Source organism: Brevundimonas naejangsanensis DSM 23858 (genome assembly GCF_000421705.1).
Taxonomy (GTDB): Bacteria; Pseudomonadota; Alphaproteobacteria; order Caulobacterales; family Caulobacteraceae; genus Brevundimonas; species Brevundimonas naejangsanensis.
The window spans coordinates 21,064-44,882 of the sequence record NZ_ATXN01000008.1; the positions used below are offsets into that span (position 1 = coordinate 21,064).

A 23,819-nucleotide genomic window follows, 5' to 3' on the forward strand; every position below is an offset into this window, starting at 1 on the left:
AAAATCATCGGCCGATCCCTTGACGCCTTCGCCGCCCCTCCCTAATTAGCCACACCTGAAGTTACCAATCAGTTTCTGGAGAAGCCGTAATGGCCTTTGACGCCCTTTCCACCCGTGACGTTCCGGTCGCCGACGCCGTTCTGGCCCAACTGTTCACCGAAGCGCGTACGCGCAACGGCTGGAGCGACCGGCCGGTGTCCGAAGAGCTGATCCGCAAGCTGTACGACCTGACCAAGTTCGGCCCGACGGCGGTCAACATGACCCCGGCCCGTTTCGTCTTCGTCACCTCGCCGGAAGCCAAGGCGCGTCTGTCCGTGCACATGGCCGAGGGCAACCGGGCCAAGACCCTGGCCGCGCCGGTCAACCTGATCATCGCCCAGGACATCGACTTCCACGACACCCTGCCCAAGCTGTTTCCGCATGCCCAGGGCGTCCGCGACTGGTTCCTGGACGAGGCCGGCCGGCGCGAGGCCGCCTTCCGCAACGCCTCGCTGCAGGGCGGTTATCTGACCATCGCCGCGCGGGCGCTGGGTCTGGATGTCGGTCCGATGTCAGGCTTCGACCCGGCAGGCGTGAAGGCCGAGTTCTTCCCCGACGGCAATGTCGAGCCGAACTTCATCATGAACCTGGGCTATGGCACGGACGAGAACCTGTTCCCGCGCTCGCCCCGCCTCGACTTCGAGGAAGCCGCGCAGATCCTGTAACGCCCCTCCTCCCCATCGACTGGGGCGGAAACCATCAGTCGTCGTCGCCCGCCTCGCCGTCCTCGGGGATGGCGGGCATCTCGACGGCCGGGGCCAGGGTGACGATCTCCTTGATCTCGGCGCCGGGGAAGGCCTGCATGATCGACACGACGAAGGGGTCCGCCTCGACCGCCGCGCGGCGGGCGATGCGGGCCTTTTTCTCGACCTCGATCAGGGTCTCGCCGCCGCCCTGGCCGTTGGCGGCGATCAGCCAAGTGCGGCCGGTCCATTCCTTCAGCCGTCCGGCCAGACGCCGCGCCAGATCGTGGGGCGAGCCTTCGGCCGGTTCATAGGTGATGGCGCCGGGGCGGAAGCTGACGACGCGGACGTAGCGCTCCACGTCCATCTGCAGGGTGATCTCGCGCTTCTCGCCAATCAGGGCGACCACGGCCTCGAAGCTCTGTGGATCCGGCAGGGCGGGCGCCGTCATCGGCCGCGCCGCCAGCATGGCCGAGGCACCGCCGCCTCCACCGCCAGAACCGCCGCCGCGAGGACCGCCCGCGCCGCCGCCGGGGACGCCGCCCGACTGAATCGCCTTCAGCGCCTCTTCGGGGCCAGGCAGGTCGGCGGCGTAGGCCAGCCGCACGATGGCCATCTCCACCGCATCGGCGGGATTGGGCGCGCGCCGCACCTCGTCCAGCGCCTTCAGCAGCATCTGCCAGGTGCGCGATAGCGTCCCTGCCGAAATGGCTGCGCCCAGCGCCGCCAGCTTCTGCGCCTGATCGCCGGGCAGGCGGGTGGCGTTCGGCCCCAGCATCTTGGCGACCGAGGCCGCGTGGCAGTGCTCCAGCAGGTCGTTGGCCACCTGCACCGGATCGGCGCCGTAGCCATAGAGGGTGCGGAAGGTCGTCAGCGCCTCGGCCGTCTTGCCCGCCATCGTCTGTTCGAACAGGGCGATGGTCTGGGTGCGGTCGGCCAGACCCAGCATATCGCGCACCGTGGCCGTCTCGACCACCGTACCGCGTTCAGCCTGAACCAGCGCCTGATCGAGCAGGCTGAGGCCGTCGCGCACCGACCCTTCGGCCGCGCGCGAGATGAGGGCCAGGGCCTCCTGCTCGATCTTCATGCCCTCGCGCTCGGCGACGCGGCCCAGATGGCCGACCAGAACCTCAGGCTCGACCCGGCGCAAGTCGAAGCGCTGGCAACGGCTCAAGATCGTCACCGGCACCTTGCGGATCTCGGTAGTGGCGAAGATGAATTTGGCGTGGGGCGGCGGCTCTTCCAGCGTTTTCAGCAGGGCGTTGAACGCCTGCGTCGACAGCATGTGGACCTCGTCCAGCACATAGACCTTGTAGCGGGCCTCGACCGGGGCGTAGCGGACGCTTTCGAGGATGTCGCGGATGTCATTGACGCCGGTGTGCGAGGCGGCGTCCATCTCCATCACGTCCATGTGCTGGCCCGCCATGATGGCGGCGTCGTGCCGCCCGGTGGGCGTCAGGGCCAGGGACGGCTTGTCGATGGTCTCGGTTTCGTTGTTTAGCGCGCGGGCCAACAGGCGCGCCGTCGTCGTCTTGCCGACGCCCCTCACCCCCGTCAGCATGAAGGCGTGGGCGATCCGGCCGGTGGCGAAGGCGTTGGTCAGGGTGCGGACCATCGCCTCCTGACCGATCAGGTCTTCGAACGCGCGCGGGCGGTATTTGCGGGCCAGGACGGTGTAGGCCTCGCCCTGCGCGGGCGGCGCCTCGAACGCTGCAGGGGCGTTAACAGATGCTGGCTCAGCCTTCGTTTCAGGCGCGGGTTCAGCCGCCGCGACAGGCGGCGGGGCGCCGAACATGTCGTCGGTGTTGGGGTCGCGCTCCTCGACTTCGGGCGCGTCTTCCTCCCACGGAGGACCATCGAGACTGTGATCGGCGTCGCTCATGGTCCTGTCTTAGCGCGAAGGGGGGCTGTCGCGCACCCCCTCGCGCCAGAGAGACTCAGAGATCGGTGGGCAGTTGGCCGCCGTTGTCGCGGATCTTCTGGATCACCTGCTTGTGCAGCCAGATGTTCATGCTGGCGCTGTCCGACTTGTCGCCGGTGTAGCCCAGTTCGTCGGCCAGCTCCTTGCGCTCGGCCAGCGAGGACTCCATGCCCACCAGCTTCATCAGGTCGACGATGGAGGTGCGCCAGTTCAGCTTCTGCGCGCGCTGCTCGTTCATGAAGTCCAGGATGCCGGCGACATCGACCTCGGGCGCGGGCTGGGGCGCGACGGCGGCTGCGGTGGGGGACGGCGCCGGAGTCGGGGCCGACGCTTCGGGGGCGGGGGCCGCGGGCGTCGCCTCCTTCTTCTTGAAGACGCCGCCGAGAATCTTGCCGAGAATGCTCATTCGCCTGCTCCTGAAAGGGATGAAGCCCTTTCAGCGAATGAGGCGCGCGCCGGTTCCGTGAAGCTTGGACGACGGGTAGATGCAAACGATAGCGCGCTCAAACAGCGAGGCTCCGCGAGCCAAGCGATAGCGCACTAAACATGACGCACAAAAAAAGCGCTCAAGTCGTGAGCGCCCGCGGCGCGAACATAGCGCCCTAAAATAAAGTAGAGACCGCGACCCGAAGGGGAATTCGTTGTGGCTGCTGCCTTCCGGCCCTGACCAGGTTGGCGAAGCCTTCGCCCGCGATCTCCGAGAGGGGATATGAAGGCGGACGGCGCGGGAATCAAGCCCTCCCCTGTACGCGCCGTCGGGGCTATGAAGCGACATGCCCTATCGCAACGCCTTTTCCGGCAATCCCCTCGACCGCTCCGGCGACCTTCGCAACGACGCCGCCTGGCTGGCCGAGCAGGAAGCCAATCCCGAAGCCCTGGCCATGATCCTGTGGGAGGGGCGGCCGCTGATCGAAACCCATGAGGGCGCCGAGCGGCTGGTCTGGCTGTCGCTGGGCCATGCGCGCGATCTGGCGCGCGACCGCGACGTCTTTCTGGGCCTGTGGAAGGGGGCGCCGGTCTTCGCCGCGGAGTTCGAGGGCTCGATCGACCCGACCAGCGGTCCCGCCGGAGGCCTGGGCCGCTTTGTCGAAATGCGCGAGGCGGCTGTCGTCCTGCCCGAAGCCGACGCCGCCATCGCCGCCACAGCCAAGAGCCTGTTCGACTGGCGCCGTCGTCACGGCTTCTGCGCCGCCTGCGGCAAGGCGTCGGATCAGGCGTCCGGCGGCTGGAAGCGCGTCTGCCCGGCCTGCGGTACCGAGCATTTTCCGCGCGTCGACCCGGTCGTCATCATGCTGCCGGTCTACAAGGGCGGGGCCGAACCTGTTTGCCTGCTGGGCCGTCAGGCGGCCTGGCCCGCCGGTCGGATGTCGGCTCTGGCGGGCTTCATGGAGCCGGGCGAAGCGATCGAGGAGGCCTGCGCCCGCGAGGTGATGGAGGAGGCCGGGCTGACGGTCTGCGACGTGCGCTACCACTCCAGCCAGCCCTGGCCCTTCCCGGCTCAACTGATGATCGGCCTGATCGCCGAGGTCACGACCGATGAAGCCGCCCCCGACCAGACCGAGCTTGAGGCCGTCGCCTGGCTGACCCGCAGCGAAGCGCGCGCCGTTCTGGACGAGACGCACCCGACCATCCACGCCCCGCCGCCCTACGCCATCGCGCGACGGCTGCTGGAAAGCTGGGCGGCGGAATAAAGCCCTTCTCCCCTTGTGGGAGAAGGGCAGCAGGGTCACGCCAGCGCTCGCGCCGCCTCCAGGTCGGCTGGATTGTCCACCGACAGCGGCGCCTCGTCGATCACTGAGGCCCAGATCTGCAGGCCCATCTCCAGGGCGCGCAGTTGCTCCAGCTTCTCGCGCTTCTCCAGAGGCGACGGCGGGGCGGCGCAGAAGCGGGTCAGGGCCTGGCGGCGATAGCCGTAGATGCCGACGTGGCGCCAGACGGGGCCGTCGCCGTAAAGCGTCGAACGGGTGAAGTAGAGGGCGCGGCCGCTGGTCCCGTTCTCCGGCAGGGCCAGCACCGCCTTGACCACATCGGGATTGGCGCGGTCCGACACATCCGCCTCGGCCGCGACCAGGGTGGCGATGTCGCAGGCTGATTCGCGCGCCAGCAGCTCGGCGCAGGCCTGAGCCAGCCCCGGGGAGGCGAAGGGCATGTCGCCCTGAATGTTGATGACCACCTCATGCACGCCGTCAGGATCGACCGCCTGAGCCGCCGCCAGAATGCGGTCCGAACCGCTGGGCAGGTCGGGATCGGTCAGCACCGCCTCCCCGCCCGCCGCCTGAACCGCCGCGACGATTTCAGGGTCGCCCGCCGCCACGGCGACGCGGAAGCCGGACAGGCTGGCCTGCTCCCAGGCGCGCACGATCATGGGTTTGCCGCCGATGTCGGCCAGGGGCTTGCCGGGCAAACGGGTCGCAGCCATGCGAGCGGGTATCATTATCAGGGGTTTCATGGTCGCCAAGCGCCTTGAAAACGCCCGGAAACGTCCGGGCCGGTTGCGAAGGTCGCGCTAGCGTGTAAGAGACGCCCACGCAAGAATATGCCTGAGCGCCGCTCTGCGGTCGGGGGGCTCATCTAGAGACGGGATGCGACGACGCGGAATGAGCGGCGATCTGAAGTGGAACAAGATTATGGGCGCGTGCCTGGGCACCGCCTTTGCGATCCTGGTGGTCCAGCAGGTTTCGGGCATGGTCTACCACACCAAGCAGCCCGAAAAGATGGGCTATTTCGTCGACGCGCCGGATGAATCGGCTGCAGGCGCGGCTGAAGAAGTTCTGCCGATCGACTGGGGCACGGTCCTGCCGACCGCCGACCTGGCCGCCGGCGAGGCTGCCTTCGCGCGCTGCCAGGCCTGTCACACCGTGAACTCGGGCGGGGCCGACGGCATCGGCCCGAACCTGTTCGCCGTGGTCGGCGGCCCCGCCATGCACCGCGCGGGCTTCGCCTATTCGGACGCCATGTCCAAGCACAAGGCCGAAGCTCCGACCTGGAACTACGATGAGCTGGATCACTTCATCAACGCGCCGGGCCGCTATGTGCCGGGCACCAAGATGTCGTTCGCCGGCATCCGTGATGAGAAGACCCGCATCAACCTGATCGCCTGGCTGCGCACGCAGGGCTCGGGCGGCTACGCCATCCCGGCGCCGGACCCCGCCCGCCAGCCGGGCGCCGCCGCCCCGGCCGAGGGCGAGGCCCCGGCTGCTGAAGGCGACGCCGCGACCGAAGCCGGTTCGGCTCCGGCTGACGCCCCGGCCGCCGACGCGCCTGCGACCCAGGCGACGAACCCGGCGCCGCAAGCCTGAGGCTGACGGACAGGACAGACGACGGAAAGGCGGCCTTCGGGGCCGCCTTTCTTCGTTTCGGGGATCAGGTTGAGGCTCAGACCCGGCGGAAGATCGCGGAGGCCAAGCCGTCAGCGGCCAGGCGCGCCTCGACCTCGGCCAAGGCCTCGATCACCACCCCGCCGCGCGCGCCCGTAGAGTGGATGATGCGTTCGGCGTCGATCATCAGGGCGGAATGACCGGTCCAGTCGCCCTCGGCCGAGGACAGCCAGATCACCAGATCGCCGCGCTGGGCGTCGTTTCGAGACACGGCGCGACCCAGCTCGGCCTGATCGGCCGCACGACGCGGACCGGGCAGGCCGCAGGCCAGAAGCGCCTGCTGCACCAGGCCGGAACAATCAGTCTCGATCGACGAACGGGCGCCCAAAGAGTGAGGTCGCCCCAGCAGACGCTCGGCCACGGCGACCAGATCGCGCTCGAAGGCGCCGATCATTTCGAGATCAGTCTCGGCCAGCCCGTGCGCGTCTTCGCCGATCAGGGCGTTGAGCGGCAGTTTTGCGGAAACCGAGGCCACGCGGCGGCTCGCCAGAGGCGCGCCGGGCGCCAGAGCATCCAGCGAGACCCAGCCCACGACGCCGTCACGCCGCGCGCGGCCCCAGGCGCGATCCTCGCGACGCTCCAGCACGTCGAAGACCTCGCCGAACAGCAACTGGTCGATGCGCTGGCCGTCGTCGGCGACGATATCGGCGAGCGGCAGGCAGCAATGAAAGGGATCGGTCCGGCGATAGGCCTCAGCCCGCATCAGCCCTTCCAGCGCTTGTTCGGCCAGCACCACACGGTCCCCATCCCGCAGGATCAGGGGCGCGCCAGGCGGCAGAAGGGCGAGAACATCGGTCAAGCGGCGGTCTCTGGGCGGCTCGGAGAAATCGAACCGCAGACCCTAGGCGCCGATCCCAAAGGGGGCGTTAACAGCCTTGGCTATTTGACGAATTTGTCGCTGAGGTAGCGGAAGCAGGCGCGGATGGCCTGCGCTTCCCCGCCCTCGGGCCAGCCGGGCCGGGCGCGCGGATTCCAGGCGAAGACGTCCATGTGCGCCCAGCTGCCGGTCGTGGGGGCGAACTTCTGCAGGAACAGGGCTGCCGTCACCGAGCCGGCCTGGGCCCAGGCGGCGGAATCGTTACGCACGTCGGCGATCTCGCTGTCCAGCGAGGCGCGATAACCCGCCCACAGCGGCATCCGCCACAGGGGGTCGCCCACGGCGCGACCGGCGCTGAGCACGCCTTCGGCCAGGGCGTCGTCGTCGGTGTAGAGCGGCGGCAGTTCGGGCCCCAGGGCGATGCGCGCCGCCCCGGTCAGGGTGGCGAAGTCCAGCGTCAGATCCGGCTGGTGCTCGCCCGCCCGCGTCAGGACGTCGGCCAGGATCAGCCGCCCTTCAGCGTCGGTGTTGCCGATCTCGATAGTCAGGCCCTTGCGGCTATTGAGGATATCGCCCGGCCGGAAGGCGTCGGCCGACACCGCGTTCTCGACCGCCGCGACCAGCACCACCAGCCGCATGGGCAGACCGGCCTGCATGATTAGGCGCCCCAGCGCCAGGGCGTGGGCGGCGCCGCCCATGTCCTTCTTCATATTGCGCATCCCGGCGGCGGGCTTCAGGTCCAGACCGCCGGTGTCGAACACCACCCCCTTGCCGACCAGGGCCACCAGCGGCAAGTCCGCCCGGTCCAGATTCCAGCCGATCTCCAGCACACGCGGGGCGCGGTGCGGGGCGGCGGCGCGGCCGACGGCGTGAACGGCCGGATAGTTGTCTTCCAGCAGGGCGTCGCCGGTCGTGACGGTCAGGCTAGCGCCCGCGCCCTCGGCGATCTCGCGCGCGATGGTTTCGAGCTGCAGCGGCCCCATGTCGGCGGCGGGGGTGTCGACCATCTCGCGCGTCAGGGCGCAGGCGGCGGCGATGTTCAGCGTCGCCGTCAGGTCGAGGCCGTCCGGCGCGACCAGACGGGCGCGGCCGCGCTCCGGGCCTCCCCTGATCTTGGCCTTGTAGCGGTCGAACAGATAGCCGCCGAGCGCAAAGGCCAGGGCCGCCGAATGCGCCGCCTCGCCCTCGACGCACTCCAGCCGCCAGTCGCCGGCGGGAAGGCGCGTCGGCAGGCCGCGCGCCGTCATGGGATCGAAGACTTCGCCTGCGCCGAACAGAGCCTGCTCCGGCGCGCCGTCGGCGCCCGGCACAACCAGCAGCTGGCCCGCCTTGCCGGTGAAGCCGTTGACCTCGGCCCAGACGGCGATGCGCCCCTCCAGCGCCGCGCCCGCTGCGACGATGCGAACCGGGCGCGCGGTCTCGGCGGCGGCGATCAACAGTTCGGACTGAGGGGACATAGGGCGACCTTTCCGACGCTTAACGTCGATTAACCAAACCTTGACCCGTCGGCGCGACCCTAGGGGCTGAACCGCCACGGACCCTTTCCATGTCGCGCAACGCCGTCCTCGCCGCAACCGTCAGCCTGACGCTTCTGGCCCTCGCCGCCCCGGCCCTGAGCCAGACTGAGCTCGCCGTCCGCGCCCCTGCCGACGCCGTGACGCGCGCGGGCTATGACCGGGCCGACGCCCTCAGCCGGTCGGTCTTCTGGACCAATGAGCAGCAGCTCAACCCGATGGACCCCGTCGCCGGGGTCAAGCTGTCGCAGGCCCTGCGCGAACTGGGCCAGTTCGACCGCGCCGCCGAGACGGCGCAGGGCGTACTGGTCGTCCAGCCCGCCAATGTCGAAGCCATGCTGGAGGTCGGCCGCGCCCACATCGCGCGCGGTCAGGCCTTCTACGGCATCGCCGCGCTGGAACAGGCCAAGGCGGCGGCGCCGCGCGACTGGCGGCCCCTGTCGCTTCTGGGCGTGGCCTATCAGCAGGTGCGCCGCCCCGACGACGCCCGCGCCGCGTGGAACGAGGCCCTGCGTCTGTCGCCCGACAACGCCGACGTCCTGACCAACGCCGCCATCGCCCGCATCGGCGAGGGGGATGCGCCCTCAGCCGAAATCCTGCTACGCCGCGCCGCGAGCCAGCCGAGCGCCGGGCTGCAGGTGCGCCAGAACCTGGCGCTGGCGCTGGGCCTGCAAGGCAAGACCGCCGAAGCCGAAGCCATCCTGCGCCGCGACCTGCCGCCCGAGGCCGCCGACCAGAACCTTCGCTGGCTGGCCGCGCGGATGCAGCCAGGACAGAGCGCGACACCTGCCGTCGCCCCCGCCCTCACTGAGACGTCGCCGACCGCGCGCACATGGTCGTCGTTACAGGGCGGGTAGAACGCGACTTTCTCCCTCCCCTTCATGGGGAGGGTGGCTGAGCCCGTAAGGGCGAAGTCGGGTGGGGGCGGCGAAGCTATTTACGCGCCGCGTCCATGACCCAGCCCTCCCCACCCGGTCGCTGCGCGACCACCCTCCCCATGAAGGGGAGGGAGAGGCCTTGCGTCTCTTCACCTTCCGCCCGTGAACGCCTATCTTCATACCGTGATCGACGACCTCTACAGCGCGCGCATCCTGTCGCTGGCGGCCAACCTGCCGCACAGCGGGCGCCTGCCTGCACCCGAAGGCTCGGCCGAGCGGGTGGCCAAGCTGTGCGGGTCGAAGGCCATCGTCGACGTGACGCTGGACACCGACGGCCGCGTCGGCGACTTCGCCCAGACGGTGAAGGCCTGCGCCCTGGGCCAGGCGGCGGCGGGCGTGGTCGGGGAGAACGTTCTCGGCGCCTCGGTTCAGGAAATCGAGGCCGCGCGCGACGCCATGTCAGCCATGCTGAAGTCGGGCGGCGACGGTCCCGAGGGCCGCTTCGAAGCCTTGCGCGTCCTGAAGCAGGTCGCCGACTATCCCGCCCGCCACGCCTCGACCATGGTGGCGCTTGAAGCGACGCTGGACGCCGTCAGACAGGCGTTGGCGAAACACCACAGCGATACGCGAACTCGCCTCGCCGGCGTGGCCTGAACGGCGCGTCGGTTGATCCCCCTGCTGTGAAGAGGGATAAGCGCGACGAACCCGAAACAGAGCCCCCGGCGAAGGGACAGATGTCTCTCTATGAACGCAGCGTCCGCGCGGCCCATCGGGGCTATAAGCTGACGCTGTCCCCCCTGATCGGCCAGCAGTGCCGGTTCATGCCGACCTGTTCGGATTACGGGCGCGACGCCCTGATCCGGCACGGTCCGGTGCGGGGGGGATGGCTCACCGTGCGGCGCCTCTGTAAATGCCATCCCTTCGGCGGTTCGGGCTATGATCCCGTTCCGCCCGCCAAGACCGAAAAAGAACGACCGTCATGATCGAACTGAAATTCCCCGACGGCGCCGTGCGTCAGTATCCGGCCGGCTCGACGGGCCGCGACGTGGCCGCCGCCATCTCGCCCTCGCTGGCCAAGAAGGCGGCCCTGGTCGTCTGGAACGGCGAGCAGCGCGACCTGGACCGCGTTATCGACGGGAACGGCGACTTCCGCCTGCTGATGCGCGACGATCCCGAGGCGCTGGAGACCATCCGTCACGACGCCGCCCACGTGCTGGCCCAGGCGGTGCAGGAGCTGTTTCCCGGCACGCAGGTCACGATCGGCCCGGCCATCGAGGACGGCTTCTATTACGACTTCGCCCGCGATGAGCCCTTCTCGACCGACGACTTCCCGAAGATCGAGAAGAAGATGGCCGAGATCATCGACCGGGGGGCCCCGCTGGAGCGTCAGGTCTGGAACCGCGACGAGGCCATCGCCCACTTCGAGACGCTCGGCGAAACCTATAAGGCCGAACTGATCCGCGACCTGCCCGAGAGCGAGACGATCACCGTCTACAAGCAGGGCGAATGGGCCGACCTGTGCCGCGGGCCGCACTTCCCGACGACCAAGTTCGTGGGCAAGGCCTTCAAGCTGACCAAGCTGGCAGGCGCCTATTGGCGCGGCGATTCCAGCCGCGCCCAGCTTCAGCGAATCTACGGCACGGCCTGGGCGACCAAGGAGGATCTGGACGCCTATCTGCTGCGCATCGAAGAGGCCGAGAAGCGCGACCACCGCAAGCTGGGCCGCCAGATGGAGCTCTTCCACATGCAGGAAGAGGGCCGGGGCATGGTCTTCTGGCACCCCAAGGGCTGGGTGCTGTGGCGCGTGCTGGAGGCCTATATGCGCCGCCGCCTGGACGCCGCCGGATACGTCGAGGTCAAGACGCCGCAGGTGCTGGACCGCAAGTTCTGGGAGGCCTCGGGCCACTGGGACAAGTACCGCGCCAATATGTTCGTCTGCGAAACGGTCGAGGGCGAGACGCTCAGCCTCAAGCCGATGAACTGCCCCGGTCACGTGCAGATCTTCGATCAGGGCCAGCGATCGTATCGCGAACTGCCGCTGCGCATGGCCGAGTTCGGCGCCTGCCACCGCTATGAGCCGTCGGGCTCGCTGCACGGCCTGATGCGGGTGCGCGGCTTCACCCAGGACGACGCCCACATCTTCTGCCGCGAGGACCAGATCGTCGAGGAGACGGCCGAGTTCATCAAGCTGGCCTATTCGGTCCACGCCGACCTCGGCATGGAGACCAAATACATCAGCCTGGGCACCCGCCCCGAGCTGCGCGCCGGCACCGAGGAATTCTGGGACAAGGCCGAGGCCCAGATGCTGGAAGCCGCCCGCGCCGCCGGAACCGAGCCGGTCGTCACCGAGGGCGACGGCGCCTTCTACGCGCCCAAGCTGGACTTCATCGTCAAGGACGCCATCGGCCGCGAATGGACCTGCGGCACGATCCAGCTGGACTATGTCCTGCCGGAACGTCTGGATGCGACCTACATCGCCGAAGACGGCCAGAAGCACCGCCCGGTCATGCTGCACCGCGCGATCCTGGGCTCTTTCGAGCGCTTCATCGGCATCATGATCGAGAACTACGCCGGGGCCTTCCCGCTGTGGCTGGCGCCGACCCAGGCCGTGGTGGCGACCATCACCTCCGACGCCGACGGTTACGCCGAAGAGGTTCTGGCCAAGTTCCGGGCGGCGGGTCTGCGCACCGAGATCGACCTGCGCAATGAGAAGATCAACTACAAGATCCGCGAACACTCGGTCGCCAAGGTGCCCGCCATCGCCGTGGTCGGCCGCAAGGAGGCCGAGGAAGGCAAGGTCGCCATCCGCCGCTTCGGCTCCCAGGCCCAGACCATCGTCACGGTCGAGGAAGCCATCGCCATGCTGACGGACGAGGCCCTGGCGCCCGACCTGAAGCGCCTCCGCGACGGCGTGGCGTAAGACTGAACGCGCTTCTCCTCCCCACTTTGTGGGGAGGTGGCGCGGCGCCGCAAGGCGACGTGACGGAGGGGCTGCCGGTCGTGCTGGCCCCTCCACCACTTCGTGGTCCCCCTCCCCATGAAATGGGGAGGAAAAGGCGCCATAAGCCTGTCATGGCCACCACCCTCTACATCGACGCCGACGCCTGCCCCGTGAAGGAGGAGGTCTATCGCGTGGCGCGCCGCTGCGGCCTGAAGGTCTTCGTGGTGTCCAACGCCTGGATCAACACCCCGCGCGAGCCGCTGATCGAACAGGTCGTCGTCGACGCCGGGCCGGACGTAGCCGACGACTGGATCGCCGAGCGCGCCAAGCGCGGCGACATCGTCATCACCGCCGACATTCCGCTGGCCGACCGGGTGTTGAAATCGGGCGCGCAGGCGCTGAAGTCCAACGGCCAGCCGTTCACGGCGGACTCCATCGGGTCCGCTCTGGCCGGGCGGATGATCGGCGAGCACCTGCGCTCCATGGGGGTGCCGACCAGCGGACCGCCGCCCTTTTCCGCCGCCGATCGCTCGCGCTTCCTGCAGGCGCTGGACGCCGCCGTGGTGCGGGCGCGCCGAGAAGCGTCATGAGCCGCATTCCTGAAGATGAGCTAGAGTTCCGCTTCTTCCGCGCCGGGGGGCCTGGCGGGCAGAACGTCAACAAGGTCTCGACCGCCGTGCAGATGCGGTTCGACGTCAAGAACTCGCCCAGCCTGACCGAGCCGGTGAAGGCGCGGCTGATGAAGCTGGCGGGCAGCCGCCTGACGCTGGACGGGGTGATCGTCATCAGCGCCGTGCGCTTCCGCACCCAGGAACGCAACCGCGCCGACGCCATCGAACGGCTGGAGGCCATGGTGGCCGAAGCCTCGATCAAGCCGGTCTATCGCGTGCCGACCCGCCCGACGCGGGCGTCCAAGGAGCGTCGGTTGCAGGCCAAATCCAGCCGATCGTCGATCAAGAGCGGACGCGGCAAGCCGTCGCTGGATTGAAGGCGCCGCCCGTCAGTCCTGGGCCGGACGGAACAGCAGGGCGGCGATCAGATCGTCCTCGTTGAAGCCGATGATCCAATCCGTGGCCTGTTTGTCGAACACGACGCGGAAGACGTCGGCGCCGTTCTGTTGATCCAGGTGTGAAATCGACTTCAGCGGGCCGAACTGCTGGATCAGGGGCGCCACCGCGCCGGACTGGGCGCGGATCTGCTCGGCCAGATCGGGGGTGAACACCGTATAGTCGATCTGACCGGCCTGCATGGCGGCGATGACGGCGCGCAGGGCCTCTTCTGAACGGGCGATATCAGGCGCGGTCGCCGTGGTCGCAGGCGCGGGCGGCGCGGCTTGCGGGCGAGCCGAAGCAGCATCGCCCTCGAAGGCTTCAGGCAGGGTGGCCGCCGCCGCGCCCGAGCCTGTCGTGGGGCCTGTCGTGGGGCCGGTTGCGGGCTGGGCGGGCGCCTGTTGCGCCAGGGCGGGGGCGGCCAGCAGGGTCGCGCCCATCAGGGCGGCGGTCAGAGAAAAGGTCTTCATGCGCAGGCTCCGAAGAAACGTCAGGCGACGATCATCGGCCAAAGCGTCAGCACCAAGGCGGCGACCGACGCACAGACAGCGACGGTGACGGCGGCGACCACCCAGGGCCGCGTTCCGGCCTTCTCGATCACCAACGTCTGAGACGGCGGCGGGTTCTGCACCAGACGCGACAGGGCTTTCAGCGTGGCGACGGCTTCCTCCATCGCCTCCTTGGCCTGGTTCGCGGGCCCCAGTTCGCGGCGAATCCAGCGCTCGACCACCGGCTTGGCCGCGTCCCACAGGTCGTGATCAGGGTTGAGGCGGCGCGCCACCCCCTCGACCGAGACCATCGTCTTCTGCAGCAGCACCAGCTCGGGCCGCATATGCATGTCGAACAGGGCGGTGATCTCGAACAGCTGGCCCAGCAGACGCCCCATCGACACCTGGCTGGCCTGACGGCCGATCACCGGTTCGCCCACCGCGCGCAGGGCCTGGGCGAAGGTGTCGACCGAATGATGCGGCGGGACATAGCCAGCCTCGAAGTGAACTCGGCTGATGCGGTCGTAGTCGCGGCTGATGAAGCCCCACAGGATCTCGGCCAGATAGCGGCGCTCGGCCGGGCCCAGCCGCCCGACGATGCCGAAGTCGATGGCCGTCAGTTGCGCGGGCGCGTCGGCGAACAGATTGCCCTCGTGCAGGTCGGCGTGGAAGACGCCGTGGTCCAGCGCCTGCACCAGAAAGGCGCGCACCACCTTGTCGGCCAGCGCATCCTTGTCGAGGCCCGGCAGTTCGACCAGCGCCGGGTCCGTCATCGGCAGGCCCTGCGCCCATTCCAGGGTCAGCACCCGCTTGCCCACCCCGTCCCAGACCACGGCGGGCGCGGACATATAGCCGTCCTTGGCCATGACCTCGGCCAGTTCGGAGGCGGCCGCCGCCTCCAGCCGCATGTCCAGTTCCAACTGCAAGGACTGGGCGATGATCTCGACAAAGGCGCGCGGCTCCAGCCGACGCGCGGGCTCGACGAAGCGGTCGACCAGCTTGGCGCCCAGACGCATGGCGTCCAGTCCCTGGGCCACGCGGCGCTCGACGCCGGGACGCAGCACCTTGACCGCCACCTTGCGCCCATCGGCCAGCCAGGCCGGATGCGCCTGAGCCAGCGACGCGGCGCCCATCGGTTCGCTCAGATCAATGAACAGGCTCTCGGCCGGACGGCCCAGCGAGCGTTCGATCTCGCGCCTGGCCTCTTCCAGCGGGAAAGGCGGCAGCTTGTCCTTCAGACGCCCCAGATCCTGGGCGAACTGCAGGCCGAAGATGTCGGCGCGGGTGGCCAGCACCTGCCCCAGCTTGATGGCGACGGGACCGAGGTGCTCGAAGGCTTCGCCGACGCGCTGGCCGGGCCGCCCGGCGCGATGTTTGCGGCTGGCGAACATCTGGATCAGGCGGGCGAACGGACGCCCCCAGGCGGGCAGCAGGGGGTTGGCCTCGCGCGGGATCAGGGCGTCGTGGCGCGCCAGCACCCAGCCCCAGCGGACCATGCGGAAGGCCGCGCCCACCGGATGGCGGACCGGCTGGGCCTGAGGCGTCGGCGGCGGGGCGTTGAAGGTCAGCCGGCTCAGATCGCCCACCCGTGGTGGATGGCGGCGATCCCGCCCGACAGATTGGTGACGCTGACGCGGCTGAAGCCCGCCTCCTCGATCATCCGCTTGAAGGTCTGCTGATCGGGGAAGCGACGGATGCTCTCGACCAGATACTGATAGGAATCACGATCCTTGGCGACCAGTTGGCCGATGCGTGGAATGGCGTGGAAGGACCAGGCGTCATAGGCCTTCCTCAACGCGCCGGTCGTGGGCCGCGAAAACTCAAGGCAGATGAAGCGGCCGCCCGGCTTCAGGGCGCGACGCGCTTCGCGCAGGGCCTGCGGAATGTCGGCCACGTTGCGGATGCCGAAGCTGATCGAATAGGCGTCTATCGAGGCGTCGGGCAGCGGCAGATGCATGGCGTCGCCGACGCCCCAGGCCATCTCGGGCTCGCCGCCCTTGGCCACGCCGTTCAGGATCATCTCGGCATTGTAGTCCATGACGATGACGGTGGCGTCCTCGCCGCCGCGCCGTTCCTGCGCCGCGCGGGCCATCTTCGAATAGCGGCGAGCCATGTCGCCGGTGCCCCCAGCCATGTCCAGCACCACCTCGCCCGGCCGGACGTTCAGCTTGGCCGCCGTGGCGTCCTTCCAGATGCGGTGGACGCCCGCGCTCATCAGGTCGTTCATCAGGTCGTAGTTGGAGGCGACGGAGTTGAACACGCCGCGCACCATCTGCACCTTTTCCTTGGCGTCCACGTCGCGGAAGCCGAAGGAGGAGGTCTTGCCGGAAGCGTCGGAGGAGGGATCGGCCTGGGTCATGGATGCGGGTGTAACGCCTCCCGCCGCCGCCGTCATCCGGGGAAGCGTCGCATCTGACGCAGGCTGGCGGCTTGTCGCGCCTCAGGGCGCGCGATACGCCTGACGAAAGCATAAGGAGACGCCCATGACCGCCGCCCTCGACGTGACCGAAGTTCTGGCGGGCCTGCCCGACTGGCGCCGCGCCGACGATCCGCGTCCGGCCATCGCGCGCACCCTGCGCTTCGCCGATTTCAACGCCGCCTTCGGCTTCATGACCCGCGTCGCCCTCTTGGCCGACAAGGTCGACCATCATCCGGAGTGGTCGAACGTCTACAACCGCGTCGAGGTGCTGCTGACCACCCATGACGCAGACGGGGTGACGGAACGCGACGTGGCGATGGCCCGCTTCATCGACGAAGCGGTCAAGGGGCTGGTCGAGTAATGGCCCCCCCTCACGGACGCGTCGCAGGCAAGGCGGCCCTGATCACCGGCGCCGCTGGCGGGCTGGGCCAGGCGATGGCGCGGATGCTGGTCCGCGAGGGCGCGAAAGTGGCGCTCAGCGATCTGGACCTGAACGGCGCGCGGGCGCTGGCCGAGGCGATCAACGCCGACCACCCCGGCATGGCGTTCGCCTATGAGCACGACGTCACGCGCGAGGACGACTGGGTCCGCGTGGTGGGCGCGGCGGTCGAGGACATGGGCGGTCTGTCGATTCTGGTGAACAACGCCGGGATCGGCGGCCAGTTGCTGTGGGCCGAGCAGGACACGCTGGAGAACTGGCGCCGGGTTCAGGCGATCAACCTGGAATCCGTCATGCTGGGCTGCAAGCACGCCATGGCCCCGCTCAGGGCGTCGGGCGCGGGGTCGATCGTCAACATCTCCTCGATCGCGGGACTGGCGGCGGCGCCAGGCATGGGCGCCTACAACGCCACCAAGGCGGCGGTCTGGCTCTACACCAAGACGGTGGCGCTGGAGGCGGCCAAGGCGGGCTGGAACGTGCGCGCCAACTCGGTGCACCCGGTCTTCATCAAGACGCCGATCCTCGATCCCTTCGTCGTCATGGCCGGCGGGAACGAGGCGAGCGCGCACGAAAAGCTGGCGCGCGGCATCCCGCTCAAGCGCATCGGCGAGCCGGACGACGTGGCGTACTGCGTGCTGTATCTGGCTTCGGACGAGTCGAAGTTCGTGACCGGCGCCGAGTTCAAGATCGACGGCGGACTGACAGCGCAGTAGCGCTCGGGCCTACATACCCGCTCATCCCGGCGGAGGCCGGGATGAGCGGAAGTCGGGAGCAATGAAAAAGGGCGCCGCGGTCTCCCGCAGCGCCCTTCCGTCTTCAGTCCTTGAAACCCTAGTTGCCGTAGGCGGGCGGCATGGCGCCCTCGCCGCCAGTGCGGTAGCGGTCGCGCAGCAGCAGGTTGCGGGCCTGCAGCGGCTGCTCCACCCCGTCGATCAGCACGGCTGACGGCTGGCTCAGCGGCTCCAGCGGATCGCCGGACCAGACCACGACGTCGCCCGCCGCCCCGGCCTTCAGCTCGCCGAACTGGCCGTCGAAGCCGAAGATGCGGGCCGGATTGACCGTGATCGCCTGAATGGCCGCCGCGAACGGCAGGCCGTGCGAGACGGCGTTGCCCGCATTGTAGCGGATGTCGCGGGCGCGGTGGGCCGAGCCTTCGTTGCCCTTGATGGCGATGACGACGCCCGCCGCGTTCAGCGCCGCCGCGTTCTGCATCCGCGCCGCCCGCATCTCGAAGTTCGAGGGCAGGTTGGTGATCGGGTGCAGCAGGACCGGCACGTTCGCCGCCGCGATCTCATCGGCCACCAGCCAGCCTTCGGCGGCGCCGTCCAGGATGATCTTGATCCCTTCCTCGCGCGCCAGACGCAGCACCTGCTGGATGTCCGAGGCGCGGTTGACGGTGACGATCAGCGGCATACGCCCCTCGGCCACCGGGATCAGGGCCTCCATATCGGCGCGCGACAGCGACAGGGCGCGCATGTCGGCCCGCTCATAGGCCGCCTTGTTGCGGGCGTAGGTCCGCACCTCGGCCAGGGTCTCCTTGAACAGGACGAACTCGGCGCCGCGCGCGCCGCCCGCCACCGCCTTGCCGGCCTCGCCGAAGGGCGCGACCATGGCCACGCGCGGCTTCACCAGGATGTCGGCGCCGCCCAGTTTGATGACCGCCGCCTGACCGGCGAATAGGCCCGGCGTCTGGAAGCCGCCCGCCCCGGCGCCGGCGAAGTCGCTGTCGTCATGGCTGTGGCCGCCGCCCGAGCCGCCGTGCTGCGGCGTGACGACGGCGCGCGTGACGCCTCCCAGACGCGCGACCGGCAGGGTGAAGGACCACGGATCCAGCCCATAGGACAGGTCGAAGGCCGCCGTCAGGGTGTTGGCGCGGTTGGCCAGGTCATTGGAACCGCGCACCGAACCGACCTCGGTGCCGCCGAGACCGGAATCCACGGCGACGAAGCCCGGCGTCACCACCTTGCCGCGCGCGTCGATGACCCGCAGACCGGCCGGGGCCGCGCCGGTTCCGACTGAAACGACCTTGCCGTTACGGATGACGACGGTGCCGTTCTCGATGACCGAGGTCCCGGTCAGCACCTGGCCGCCGGTGATGGCCACGTCCTGGGCCAGAGCGGGGCTGGTCAGTGCGAAGGCTGCGACTGCGCCCGCAAGCAGAGTTTTGATACGCATGGTTCAGCGGGCTCCCTGGGCGACGCCGGCGGCGGACAGGCCGAAGCCGGGCTGGCCCAGTTCGAAATCGGACACGGGCTGGAAGGCGGGGTTCTGGCGATCAAACGCCAGGCCGCCGTCGATGAAGACCTGATCGGCGCGGGCGTAGATCGAGAAGGGATCAGCGCTCCAGATCACCACATCGGCGCGTTTGCCGTTCTCCAGAGAGCCTGTTTCCTTGTCGATGCCGATGGATTTGGCCGCATTCAGCGTGATCCAGCCGATGGCGTGTTCTTCAGAAATATTCATCCCGGCGCGACGACCGGCCGACAGGGCGGCGGCGGCTTCCTGGTTCAGGCGCTGGATCAGTTCGGCGTCGTCCGAGTGGATGACGGCGCACGAGCCCTCGGGCGCGTCGGTCAGGGCGGCGTTCTCCTCGATGCCGTCCAGAGCCTCCATCTTGAATCCCCACCAGCCGGTCCACATGGCGGCGCAGACGCCTTCGCGCGCCAGCAGGGGCGCGATCTTGTAGGCCTCGACCGCGTGGTGGAAGGTGGTGACCTTGTAGCCGAACTCCTTGGCCACATCGAGCATCACGGCCATTTCGTCGGCGCGATAGCAGTGGTTCTGGACCAGGATCGAGCCGTCCAGCACGCCCGCCAGAGTCTCAAGCTGCAGGTTGCGGGTCGGGGGCGTCCCCTGACCGTCCTCACGCCACTTGTCCCACTTGGCCTTGTAGTCGCGCGCGGCGATGAAGCCGGCGCGATAGCCGGCGACATTGCCCATGCCGGTGGCGGGCGACTGATTGCGGCCGCCGTAGACGCGCGAAGGGTTCTCGCCGCAGGCCATCTTCAGGCCGTAGGGGGCATTGGGGAACTTCATCCCCTGCATGGTGACCGAGGGGACGTTGCGCAAAGTCACGCCGCGACCGCCGAACAGATTGGCCGATCCGGGCAGGATCTGCACAGTCGTCACGCCACCCGCGCGGGCGGTGTTGAAGCCCGGATCCTGGGGCCAGATCGAGTGCTCGGACCAGACCTGGGCGGTGTTGGGGTTGGTGGCCTCGTTGCCGTCGCTCATCCCCTGCACGCCGGGCGAGGGATAGACGCCCAGGTGGCTGTGAATGTCGATGATGCCGGGCGTGACGAAGCGGCCGCGCGCGTCCACCACCTGGTGACCCGCCGGAACCGGGGTGTCCGCCCCGCCGACAGCGGCGATGCGGCCGTCGGTGACGACGACGACGCCGCCCTCAATCTTCTGGCCCGCGCCGGTCAGCACCGTGGCGCCGACGATGGCCATGTCCTGGCGCGGCAGGCCGCGATAGGTCGAGGGATAGGGGTCCTGATTGGCCCAGCCGTCCAGACCCGGCGCCATCGTGCGATCCTTGGAGGCCGACGACGTCGAAGCGGTCTGCGTCTTGGGCGACGCCTCGCCGGTCGTGGCGCAGGCCGACAGGCTGAGCGCGCCGAGCGCGTAGGTGAGGACAGCGAGGCTTGGCCCCCGCAGGCGACTGAACAACATGGGCGAGCCCCCTCGCGCCCGCGAACGGCGGGCAAACAATGGCGCGTATACAATCGCCTGTTTCCGTCAGGGTAAAGCTCTAAAAGCGGTTGCTCGCGGCAAAGTCAGCGCGGCGCTCAATCGGCAGGCAAGCGCGCGCGGACCTCCGCGTCGGTCAGGCCGTCGACCTCGATCATCTTCAGCCGCGACTGACCGCCGCGCGCCAGGGTCACGTCGCGCTTGGGCACGCCCAGCGCCTTGGCCAGGAAGGCGGTCAGGGCGGCGTTGGCCTCGCCCTCGACCGGCTGGGCGCGAACGCGGACCTTCAGCACCGGACGGCCGTCCGGGTCGACATCCCAACCGTCGATGCGATCGGCCGATGCGCGCGGGGTCAGTTTGATGGCGAGGCGGGCGGTCATGAGACGTGTTTGGCCCATTCACGCGAGAGCGCCAAGCTAACCTTCCCGCTCATCCCGGCGGACGCCGGGATGAGCGGATATAGAAGGCGGATAAGAAAACGCGCCGGACGATCCCTCGCCCGGCGCGCTTCAATGCTCAGCGTGACGCCCGCCCTTAGCCCAGGGCGGCCATCAGCTCCGGCACGGCGGTCTTGTAGTCGGCGACCCAGCCGTAGTCGGCGACCTGGAAGATCGGGGCGTCAGCGTCCTTGTTGATCGCGACGATCACCTTGGAATCCTTCATCCCGGCCAGGTGCTGGATGGCGCCCGAGATGCCGATGGCGATGTACAGGCCCGGCGCCACGACCTTGCCGGTCTGGCCGACCTGATAGTCGTTGGGGGCGTAACCCGCGTCGACCGCCGCACGCGAGGCGCCGACGGCGGCGCCCAGCTTGTCGGCCAGCGGGTCCATGATGGCGGCGAACTCTTCAGCCGAACCCAGTGCGCGACCGCCCGAGACGACGATCTTGGCGGCGCCCAGTTCGGGGCGGTCCGACTTGACCATTTCTTCCGAGACGAAGGCGGTCTTGAGCGCTTCGCCCGCAGCGACGCTCTCGACCGGGGCTGAACCGCCTTCAGCGGCGGCGGCGAAGGCCGTCGGGCGCACGGTGATGACCTTCTTGGCGTCGGCCGACTGGACCGTCTCCAGCGCGTTGCCCGCATAGATCGGGCGCACGAAGGTGTCGGCCGAGACGACTTCGACGATGTCCGAGATCGGCGCCGTGTCCAGCTTGGCGGCGATGCGCGGGGCGAAGTTCTTACCGTCGGTGTTGGCCGGAGTCAGGATGGCGTCGTAGTTTCCGGCCAGCGGCAGGACGGTGGCCTCGACGGCCTCGGCCAGACCGTGAGCGACGGCGTCGCCTTCGGCCAGCAGCACCTTGCGCACGCCCGTGATCCTGGCGGCGGCGTCAGCCACGCCCTTGGCGTCCTTGCCGAGGACCAGAACGTCCACGTCGGACGACAGCGCCAGAGCCGCCGTCACGGTCTTGTGGGTGGTGTCGCGAACGGCCGAGCCGTCGTGGTCGGCGATGACGAGAACGGCCATTACAGAACCCCTGCGTCTTTGAGCTTGGAAACCAGTTCGGCCGCATCGGCGACCTTGACGCCCGCCGAACGCTTCGGCGGCTCCGTCACCTTCAGCACCTTGAGGCGATCCGCCGTATCGACGCCGTAGTCGGCGACCGCCTTCATGGCGATCTCCTTCTTCTTGGCCTTCATGATGTTCGGCAGCGACGCATAGCGCGGCGTGTTCAGGCGCAGGTCGACCGACACCACGGCGGGCAGTTCCGCCGAGACGGTCTGCAGGCCGCCGTCGACTTCACGCGTGACGACAGCCTTGCCGCCTTCGATCGCCAGCTTGCCGGCGAAGGTGGCCTGCGGCCAATCCAGCAGGGCGGCCAGCATCTGGCCCACGGCGTTGTTATCGCCATCGATCGACTGCTTGCCCAGCAGGACCAGATCCGGCTTCTCCTCGTCCACGACCGCCTTCAGCACCTTGGCGACGGCCAGCGGCTCCAGGTCCGTGTCCGACTGCACCAGGACGCCGCGATCGGCGCCCATGGCCAGGGCGGTGCGGATGGTTTCCTGAGCCTGGGTCACGCCGATGGAGACGACGACGATTTCCGTCGCCGTGCCTGCGGCATGGTGTTCCTTGCCTTCCTTCAGACGCACGGCCTCTTCGACGGCGATTTCGTCGAAGGGGTTCATGCTCATTTTGACGTTGGCGAGGTCGACGCCGGTCTGGTCCGCTTTCACGCGAGCCTTGACGTTGGAGTCGATCACCCGTTTCACCGGGACGAGTACCTTCATGAGACTATCCGCTTGGTCACCGAAATATCGGCCGAGGGATTGGACCGACGAGGCCGACCTGTCAACGTAACGCTACGTGAAGTGCGGTCGTGTCGCGGACGCATTTTTGATCTATTGAGACCGGCATGAAACGCTTCCTGACGATCCGTCGCCTCAGCTTTATCTTCTTCAGCCTGTTTGCGGTGACGCTGGCGGGGCTGTTCGTCCTGCAGCGTTTCTGGGTCGATCCGGGCGATCGCTGTACGGCCAAGGGCTATTGGTACGACATGGAGACGCGCATCTGCGCCCAGCCCGTCTATATTCCCGACATCACCAAACGGCCCGAAGGCATGACGCGCGCCGAAGCCTCGGCCGAGGCCAACCGCGATCTGGTCAAGCTGGAAGACCAGATCGCCGCCGACAAACGCGCCCGCGCCGCCGCCACCGAAGCCGAGCGCGAGCGGGTCAAGGCGCTTCAGGGCCGCTAAGGCCCCCCTGCTCTTCAGGCATCGCTCAGCCTCAGCGCGTCGCGCCAGGGCGCCACAGCACGTCGCCCGCGCCATTGGCGTTGGCGCGGCGGGCGGCGACGAACAGATGGTCCGACAGGCGGTTCAGATAGCGGACCGCGTCCGGATTCACCGTCTCGCCGCTTTCCACCAGCCGCACCGCGTCACGCTCGGCCCGACGGCACACGGTGCGCGCCAGATGCAGATGCGCCGACAACGGCGAGCCGCCTGACAGGATGAAGCTGTCCAGCGGCTTCAGGCTTTCGTTCATCCAGTCGATTTCCTTCTCCAGCCGCTCGACCTGTGAGGCGATGATGCGCAGCGCCTCCCATTTCGGGGCCGGGTCCAGCGGGGTGGCCAGATCGGCGCCGAGGTCGAACAGCTCGTTCTGGATGCGGCCCAGCATGGCGTCGATGCGGTCGTTCTGGCCGCTGTTCAGACGCGCCACGCCGATGACGGCGTTCAGCTCGTCCACCGTCCCATAGGCCTCGACCCGCAGATCAGTCTTGGACACTGGCGCGCCCGAGGCCAGCCGCGTCTGACCGGCGTCGCCGGTGCGAGTGTAGATCTTGTTCAGCGTCACCATGGCGCGCCCTCCCTGTTTCCGTCAGCGCCGGCCTCAGCCCGCGTGCGTGCGCTTCAGCCACATCCCGATCATCAGCAGCAGCACCGCCACCGCCTGCAGGGCCACTCGCCACCGCATCAGCTTATTGGACCGCGCACCCGCGCCCTCGCCCCCGCGCTGCAGATTGTACAGGCCCAGGCCCAGGGTGATCGCGACAGCGGCCACGGCGATCAGGATCAGGATGTCGATGATGTCCATGACCGCCTCTTTAGGCCCGAGCGCA

At 68.7% G+C, this 23,819-nt stretch carries 27 protein-coding genes and 1 other RNA gene; 12 read left to right on the plus strand and 16 right to left on the minus strand.

Annotation, left to right across the window (positions count from 1 at the left end; genetic code table 11):
• Window positions 1–89: 89 nt before the first annotated feature.
• The gene (locus tag H556_RS0114300) at window positions 90–704 is read left to right on the plus strand and encodes a malonic semialdehyde reductase (RefSeq protein ID WP_024355095.1); all 615 of its coding nucleotides are present in this window, start codon (window positions 90–92) and stop codon (window positions 702–704) included.
• A gap of 34 nt (window positions 705–738) precedes the next feature.
• On the opposite strand, the gene H556_RS0114305 is transcribed toward H556_RS0114300, so the two are convergent.
• The 3 genes from H556_RS0114305 to ffs form a co-directional block, all read right to left on the minus strand.
• Complete coding sequence (locus H556_RS0114305; RefSeq protein WP_024355096.1) at window positions 739–2,604, minus strand: DNA polymerase III subunit gamma/tau; 1,866 nt, start codon at window positions 2,602–2,604, stop codon at window positions 739–741.
• A gap of 55 nt (window positions 2,605–2,659) precedes the next feature.
• The gene (locus tag H556_RS0114310) at window positions 2,660–3,049 is read right to left on the minus strand and encodes a DUF3597 domain-containing protein (protein WP_024355097.1); all 390 of its coding nucleotides are present in this window, start codon (window positions 3,047–3,049) and stop codon (window positions 2,660–2,662) included.
• A 201-nt stretch (window positions 3,050–3,250) separates the two neighbouring features.
• Window positions 3,251–3,346: signal recognition particle sRNA small type (gene ffs, locus H556_RS16180), an RNA gene on the minus strand.
• 70 nt (window positions 3,347–3,416) lie between these two features.
• Between ffs and nudC the strand changes: the two genes are divergently transcribed.
• Entirely contained in the window at window positions 3,417–4,334 is a 918-nt protein-coding gene (gene nudC, locus H556_RS0114315; protein ID WP_024355098.1) for an NAD(+) diphosphatase, read from the plus strand.
• A gap of 35 nt (window positions 4,335–4,369) precedes the next feature.
• Here the strand turns inward: nudC and H556_RS0114320 are convergent, their stop codons facing one another.
• Entirely contained in the window at window positions 4,370–5,092 is a 723-nt protein-coding gene (locus H556_RS0114320) for a 3-deoxy-manno-octulosonate cytidylyltransferase (protein ID WP_024355099.1), read from the minus strand.
• A gap of 148 nt (window positions 5,093–5,240) precedes the next feature.
• On the opposite strand from H556_RS0114320, the gene H556_RS0114325 reads away from it, so the two are divergent.
• Entirely contained in the window at window positions 5,241–5,942 is a 702-nt protein-coding gene (locus H556_RS0114325) for a c-type cytochrome (RefSeq protein ID WP_024355100.1), read from the plus strand.
• Between the two features lie 76 nt (window positions 5,943–6,018).
• On the opposite strand, the gene H556_RS0114330 is transcribed toward H556_RS0114325, so the two are convergent.
• Both H556_RS0114330 and H556_RS0114335 read right to left on the minus strand, forming a co-directional pair.
• Window positions 6,019–6,819 (minus strand): C40 family peptidase, encoded by an 801-nt coding sequence (locus H556_RS0114330; RefSeq protein WP_024355101.1) that lies wholly within the window; start codon window positions 6,817–6,819, stop codon window positions 6,019–6,021.
• Window positions 6,820–6,899: 80 nt separating this feature from the next.
• Window positions 6,900–8,294, minus strand: coding sequence for a leucyl aminopeptidase family protein (locus H556_RS0114335; RefSeq protein ID WP_024355102.1), 1,395 nt, complete (start codon window positions 8,292–8,294; stop codon window positions 6,900–6,902).
• A gap of 89 nt (window positions 8,295–8,383) precedes the next feature.
• Between H556_RS0114335 and H556_RS0114340 the strand changes: the two genes are divergently transcribed.
• The 6 genes from H556_RS0114340 to arfB all read left to right on the plus strand — a co-directional run bounded on the left by H556_RS0114340 (window position 8,384) and on the right by arfB (window position 13,158).
• Window positions 8,384–9,208 carry a tetratricopeptide repeat protein gene (locus tag H556_RS0114340; protein WP_024355103.1) on the plus strand — a complete coding sequence of 275 codons (825 nt, stop codon included), beginning with the start codon at window positions 8,384–8,386 and terminating at the stop codon, window positions 9,206–9,208.
• Window positions 9,209–9,412: 204 nt separating this feature from the next.
• Window positions 9,413–9,883 carry an iron-sulfur cluster assembly scaffold protein gene (locus H556_RS0114345; RefSeq protein WP_024355104.1) on the plus strand — a complete coding sequence of 157 codons (471 nt, stop codon included), beginning with the start codon at window positions 9,413–9,415 and terminating at the stop codon, window positions 9,881–9,883.
• An 80-nt stretch (window positions 9,884–9,963) separates the two neighbouring features.
• Entirely contained in the window at window positions 9,964–10,212 is a 249-nt protein-coding gene (gene yidD, locus H556_RS0114350) for a membrane protein insertion efficiency factor YidD (protein ID WP_024355105.1), read from the plus strand.
• Window positions 10,209–12,149 carry a threonine--tRNA ligase gene (thrS, locus tag H556_RS0114355; protein WP_024355106.1) on the plus strand — a complete coding sequence of 647 codons (1,941 nt, stop codon included), beginning with the start codon at window positions 10,209–10,211 and terminating at the stop codon, window positions 12,147–12,149. Before yidD ends, thrS begins: the two co-directional genes overlap by 4 nt.
• 152 nt (window positions 12,150–12,301) lie before the next feature.
• On the plus strand, window positions 12,302–12,760 hold the full coding sequence (locus H556_RS0114360; RefSeq protein ID WP_024355107.1) for a YaiI/YqxD family protein: 459 nt from the start codon (window positions 12,302–12,304) through the stop codon (window positions 12,758–12,760).
• Window positions 12,757–13,158: an alternative ribosome rescue aminoacyl-tRNA hydrolase ArfB gene (arfB, locus tag H556_RS0114365; protein ID WP_024355108.1), complete on the plus strand. Its 402-nt coding sequence runs from the start codon at window positions 12,757–12,759 to the stop codon at window positions 13,156–13,158. Before H556_RS0114360 ends, arfB begins: the two co-directional genes overlap by 4 nt.
• Before the next feature lie 12 nt (window positions 13,159–13,170).
• Here the strand turns inward: arfB and H556_RS0114370 are convergent, their stop codons facing one another.
• From H556_RS0114370 to H556_RS0114380, 3 genes are read right to left on the minus strand one after another with little or no spacing between them, the layout of a single operon-like run.
• Window positions 13,171–13,689 carry a hypothetical protein gene (locus tag H556_RS0114370; RefSeq protein WP_024355109.1) on the minus strand — a complete coding sequence of 173 codons (519 nt, stop codon included), beginning with the start codon at window positions 13,687–13,689 and terminating at the stop codon, window positions 13,171–13,173.
• 20 nt (window positions 13,690–13,709) lie between these two features.
• Window positions 13,710–15,293, minus strand: coding sequence for a 2-polyprenylphenol 6-hydroxylase (gene ubiB, locus H556_RS0114375; RefSeq protein ID WP_024355110.1), 1,584 nt, complete (start codon window positions 15,291–15,293; stop codon window positions 13,710–13,712).
• Window positions 15,281–16,066 (minus strand): class I SAM-dependent methyltransferase, encoded by a 786-nt coding sequence (locus tag H556_RS0114380; protein WP_024355111.1) that lies wholly within the window; start codon window positions 16,064–16,066, stop codon window positions 15,281–15,283. Before H556_RS0114380 ends, ubiB begins: the two co-directional genes overlap by 13 nt.
• Before the next feature lie 124 nt (window positions 16,067–16,190).
• Here H556_RS0114380 and H556_RS0114385 point away from each other — a divergent pair, with 124 nt between their 5' ends.
• Window positions 16,191–16,487 carry a 4a-hydroxytetrahydrobiopterin dehydratase gene (locus H556_RS0114385; protein WP_024355112.1) on the plus strand — a complete coding sequence of 99 codons (297 nt, stop codon included), beginning with the start codon at window positions 16,191–16,193 and terminating at the stop codon, window positions 16,485–16,487.
• Entirely contained in the window at window positions 16,487–17,278 is a 792-nt protein-coding gene (locus tag H556_RS0114390; RefSeq protein ID WP_024355113.1) for an SDR family oxidoreductase, read from the plus strand. The genes H556_RS0114385 and H556_RS0114390 overlap by 1 nt, the downstream gene beginning before the upstream one ends.
• Before the next feature lie 118 nt (window positions 17,279–17,396).
• On the opposite strand, the gene H556_RS0114395 is transcribed toward H556_RS0114390, so the two are convergent.
• From H556_RS0114395 to H556_RS0114415, 5 genes are all read right to left on the minus strand, one after another.
• Window positions 17,397–18,740, minus strand: coding sequence for an amidohydrolase family protein (locus tag H556_RS0114395; RefSeq protein WP_024355114.1), 1,344 nt, complete (start codon window positions 18,738–18,740; stop codon window positions 17,397–17,399).
• A 3-nt stretch (window positions 18,741–18,743) separates the two neighbouring features.
• Entirely contained in the window at window positions 18,744–20,240 is a 1,497-nt protein-coding gene (locus H556_RS0114400; RefSeq protein WP_024355115.1) for an amidohydrolase, read from the minus strand.
• A 116-nt stretch (window positions 20,241–20,356) separates the two neighbouring features.
• Window positions 20,357–20,638, minus strand: coding sequence for a DUF167 domain-containing protein (locus tag H556_RS0114405; protein WP_024355116.1), 282 nt, complete (start codon window positions 20,636–20,638; stop codon window positions 20,357–20,359).
• 154 nt (window positions 20,639–20,792) lie between these two features.
• Entirely contained in the window at window positions 20,793–21,722 is a 930-nt protein-coding gene (locus H556_RS0114410) for an electron transfer flavoprotein subunit alpha/FixB family protein (protein WP_024355117.1), read from the minus strand.
• Window positions 21,722–22,486: an electron transfer flavoprotein subunit beta/FixA family protein gene (locus H556_RS0114415; protein ID WP_003167502.1), complete on the minus strand. Its 765-nt coding sequence runs from the start codon at window positions 22,484–22,486 to the stop codon at window positions 21,722–21,724. Before H556_RS0114415 ends, H556_RS0114410 begins: the two co-directional genes overlap by 1 nt.
• A 125-nt stretch (window positions 22,487–22,611) precedes the next feature.
• Here H556_RS0114415 and H556_RS0114420 point away from each other — a divergent pair, with 125 nt between their 5' ends.
• On the plus strand, window positions 22,612–22,953 hold the full coding sequence (locus tag H556_RS0114420) for a hypothetical protein (RefSeq protein WP_024355118.1): 342 nt from the start codon (window positions 22,612–22,614) through the stop codon (window positions 22,951–22,953).
• Between the two features lie 31 nt (window positions 22,954–22,984).
• Here the strand turns inward: H556_RS0114420 and H556_RS0114425 are convergent, their stop codons facing one another.
• Window positions 22,985–23,557 (minus strand): cob(I)yrinic acid a,c-diamide adenosyltransferase, encoded by a 573-nt coding sequence (locus H556_RS0114425; protein WP_024355119.1) that lies wholly within the window; start codon window positions 23,555–23,557, stop codon window positions 22,985–22,987.
• 33 nt (window positions 23,558–23,590) lie between these two features.
• The gene (locus H556_RS0114430) at window positions 23,591–23,794 is read right to left on the minus strand and encodes a twin transmembrane helix small protein (protein ID WP_024355120.1); all 204 of its coding nucleotides are present in this window, start codon (window positions 23,792–23,794) and stop codon (window positions 23,591–23,593) included.
• Between the last annotated feature and the right edge of the window lie 25 nt (window positions 23,795–23,819).

What these genes read in the sequence shown, in the direction of transcription:
- H556_RS0114370 (WP_024355109.1), bottom strand. Translation starts at nt 13,689, where the DNA reads ATGAAGACCTTTTCTCTGACCGCCGCCCTGATGGGCGCGACCCTGCTG.
- H556_RS0114340 (WP_024355103.1), top strand. Translation starts at nt 8,384, where the DNA reads ATGTCGCGCAACGCCGTCCTCGCCGCAACCGTCAGCCTGACGCTTCTG.
- H556_RS0114385 (WP_024355112.1), top strand. Translation starts at nt 16,191, where the DNA reads ATGACCGCCGCCCTCGACGTGACCGAAGTTCTGGCGGGCCTGCCCGAC.
- H556_RS0114395 (WP_024355114.1), bottom strand. Translation starts at nt 18,740, where the DNA reads ATGCGTATCAAAACTCTGCTTGCGGGCGCAGTCGCAGCCTTCGCACTG.
- H556_RS0114425 (WP_024355119.1), bottom strand. Translation starts at nt 23,557, where the DNA reads ATGGTGACGCTGAACAAGATCTACACTCGCACCGGCGACGCCGGTCAG.
- arfB (WP_024355108.1), top strand. Translation starts at nt 12,757, where the DNA reads ATGAGCCGCATTCCTGAAGATGAGCTAGAGTTCCGCTTCTTCCGCGCC.
- H556_RS0114430 (WP_024355120.1), bottom strand. Translation starts at nt 23,794, where the DNA reads ATGGACATCATCGACATCCTGATCCTGATCGCCGTGGCCGCTGTCGCG.
- H556_RS0114400 (WP_024355115.1), bottom strand. Translation starts at nt 20,240, where the DNA reads ATGTTGTTCAGTCGCCTGCGGGGGCCAAGCCTCGCTGTCCTCACCTAC.
- H556_RS0114415 (WP_003167502.1), bottom strand. Translation starts at nt 22,486, where the DNA reads ATGAAGGTACTCGTCCCGGTGAAACGGGTGATCGACTCCAACGTCAAG.
- H556_RS0114410 (WP_024355117.1), bottom strand. Translation starts at nt 21,722, where the DNA reads ATGGCCGTTCTCGTCATCGCCGACCACGACGGCTCGGCCGTTCGCGAC.
- H556_RS0114390 (WP_024355113.1), top strand. Translation starts at nt 16,487, where the DNA reads ATGGCCCCCCCTCACGGACGCGTCGCAGGCAAGGCGGCCCTGATCACC.
- H556_RS0114310 (WP_024355097.1), bottom strand. Translation starts at nt 3,049, where the DNA reads ATGAGCATTCTCGGCAAGATTCTCGGCGGCGTCTTCAAGAAGAAGGAG.
- H556_RS0114325 (WP_024355100.1), top strand. Translation starts at nt 5,241, where the DNA reads ATGAGCGGCGATCTGAAGTGGAACAAGATTATGGGCGCGTGCCTGGGC.
- yidD (WP_024355105.1), top strand. Translation starts at nt 9,964, where the DNA reads ATGTCTCTCTATGAACGCAGCGTCCGCGCGGCCCATCGGGGCTATAAG.
- thrS (WP_024355106.1), top strand. Translation starts at nt 10,209, where the DNA reads ATGATCGAACTGAAATTCCCCGACGGCGCCGTGCGTCAGTATCCGGCC.
- H556_RS0114335 (WP_024355102.1), bottom strand. Translation starts at nt 8,294, where the DNA reads ATGTCCCCTCAGTCCGAACTGTTGATCGCCGCCGCCGAGACCGCGCGC.
- nudC (WP_024355098.1), top strand. Translation starts at nt 3,417, where the DNA reads ATGCCCTATCGCAACGCCTTTTCCGGCAATCCCCTCGACCGCTCCGGC.
- H556_RS0114305 (WP_024355096.1), bottom strand. Translation starts at nt 2,604, where the DNA reads ATGAGCGACGCCGATCACAGTCTCGATGGTCCTCCGTGGGAGGAAGAC.
- H556_RS0114320 (WP_024355099.1), bottom strand. Translation starts at nt 5,092, where the DNA reads ATGAAACCCCTGATAATGATACCCGCTCGCATGGCTGCGACCCGTTTG.
- H556_RS0114360 (WP_024355107.1), top strand. Translation starts at nt 12,302, where the DNA reads ATGGCCACCACCCTCTACATCGACGCCGACGCCTGCCCCGTGAAGGAG.
- H556_RS0114405 (WP_024355116.1), bottom strand. Translation starts at nt 20,638, where the DNA reads ATGACCGCCCGCCTCGCCATCAAACTGACCCCGCGCGCATCGGCCGAT.
- H556_RS0114380 (WP_024355111.1), bottom strand. Translation starts at nt 16,066, where the DNA reads ATGACCCAGGCCGATCCCTCCTCCGACGCTTCCGGCAAGACCTCCTCC.
- H556_RS0114420 (WP_024355118.1), top strand. Translation starts at nt 22,612, where the DNA reads ATGAAACGCTTCCTGACGATCCGTCGCCTCAGCTTTATCTTCTTCAGC.
- H556_RS0114300 (WP_024355095.1), top strand. Translation starts at nt 90, where the DNA reads ATGGCCTTTGACGCCCTTTCCACCCGTGACGTTCCGGTCGCCGACGCC.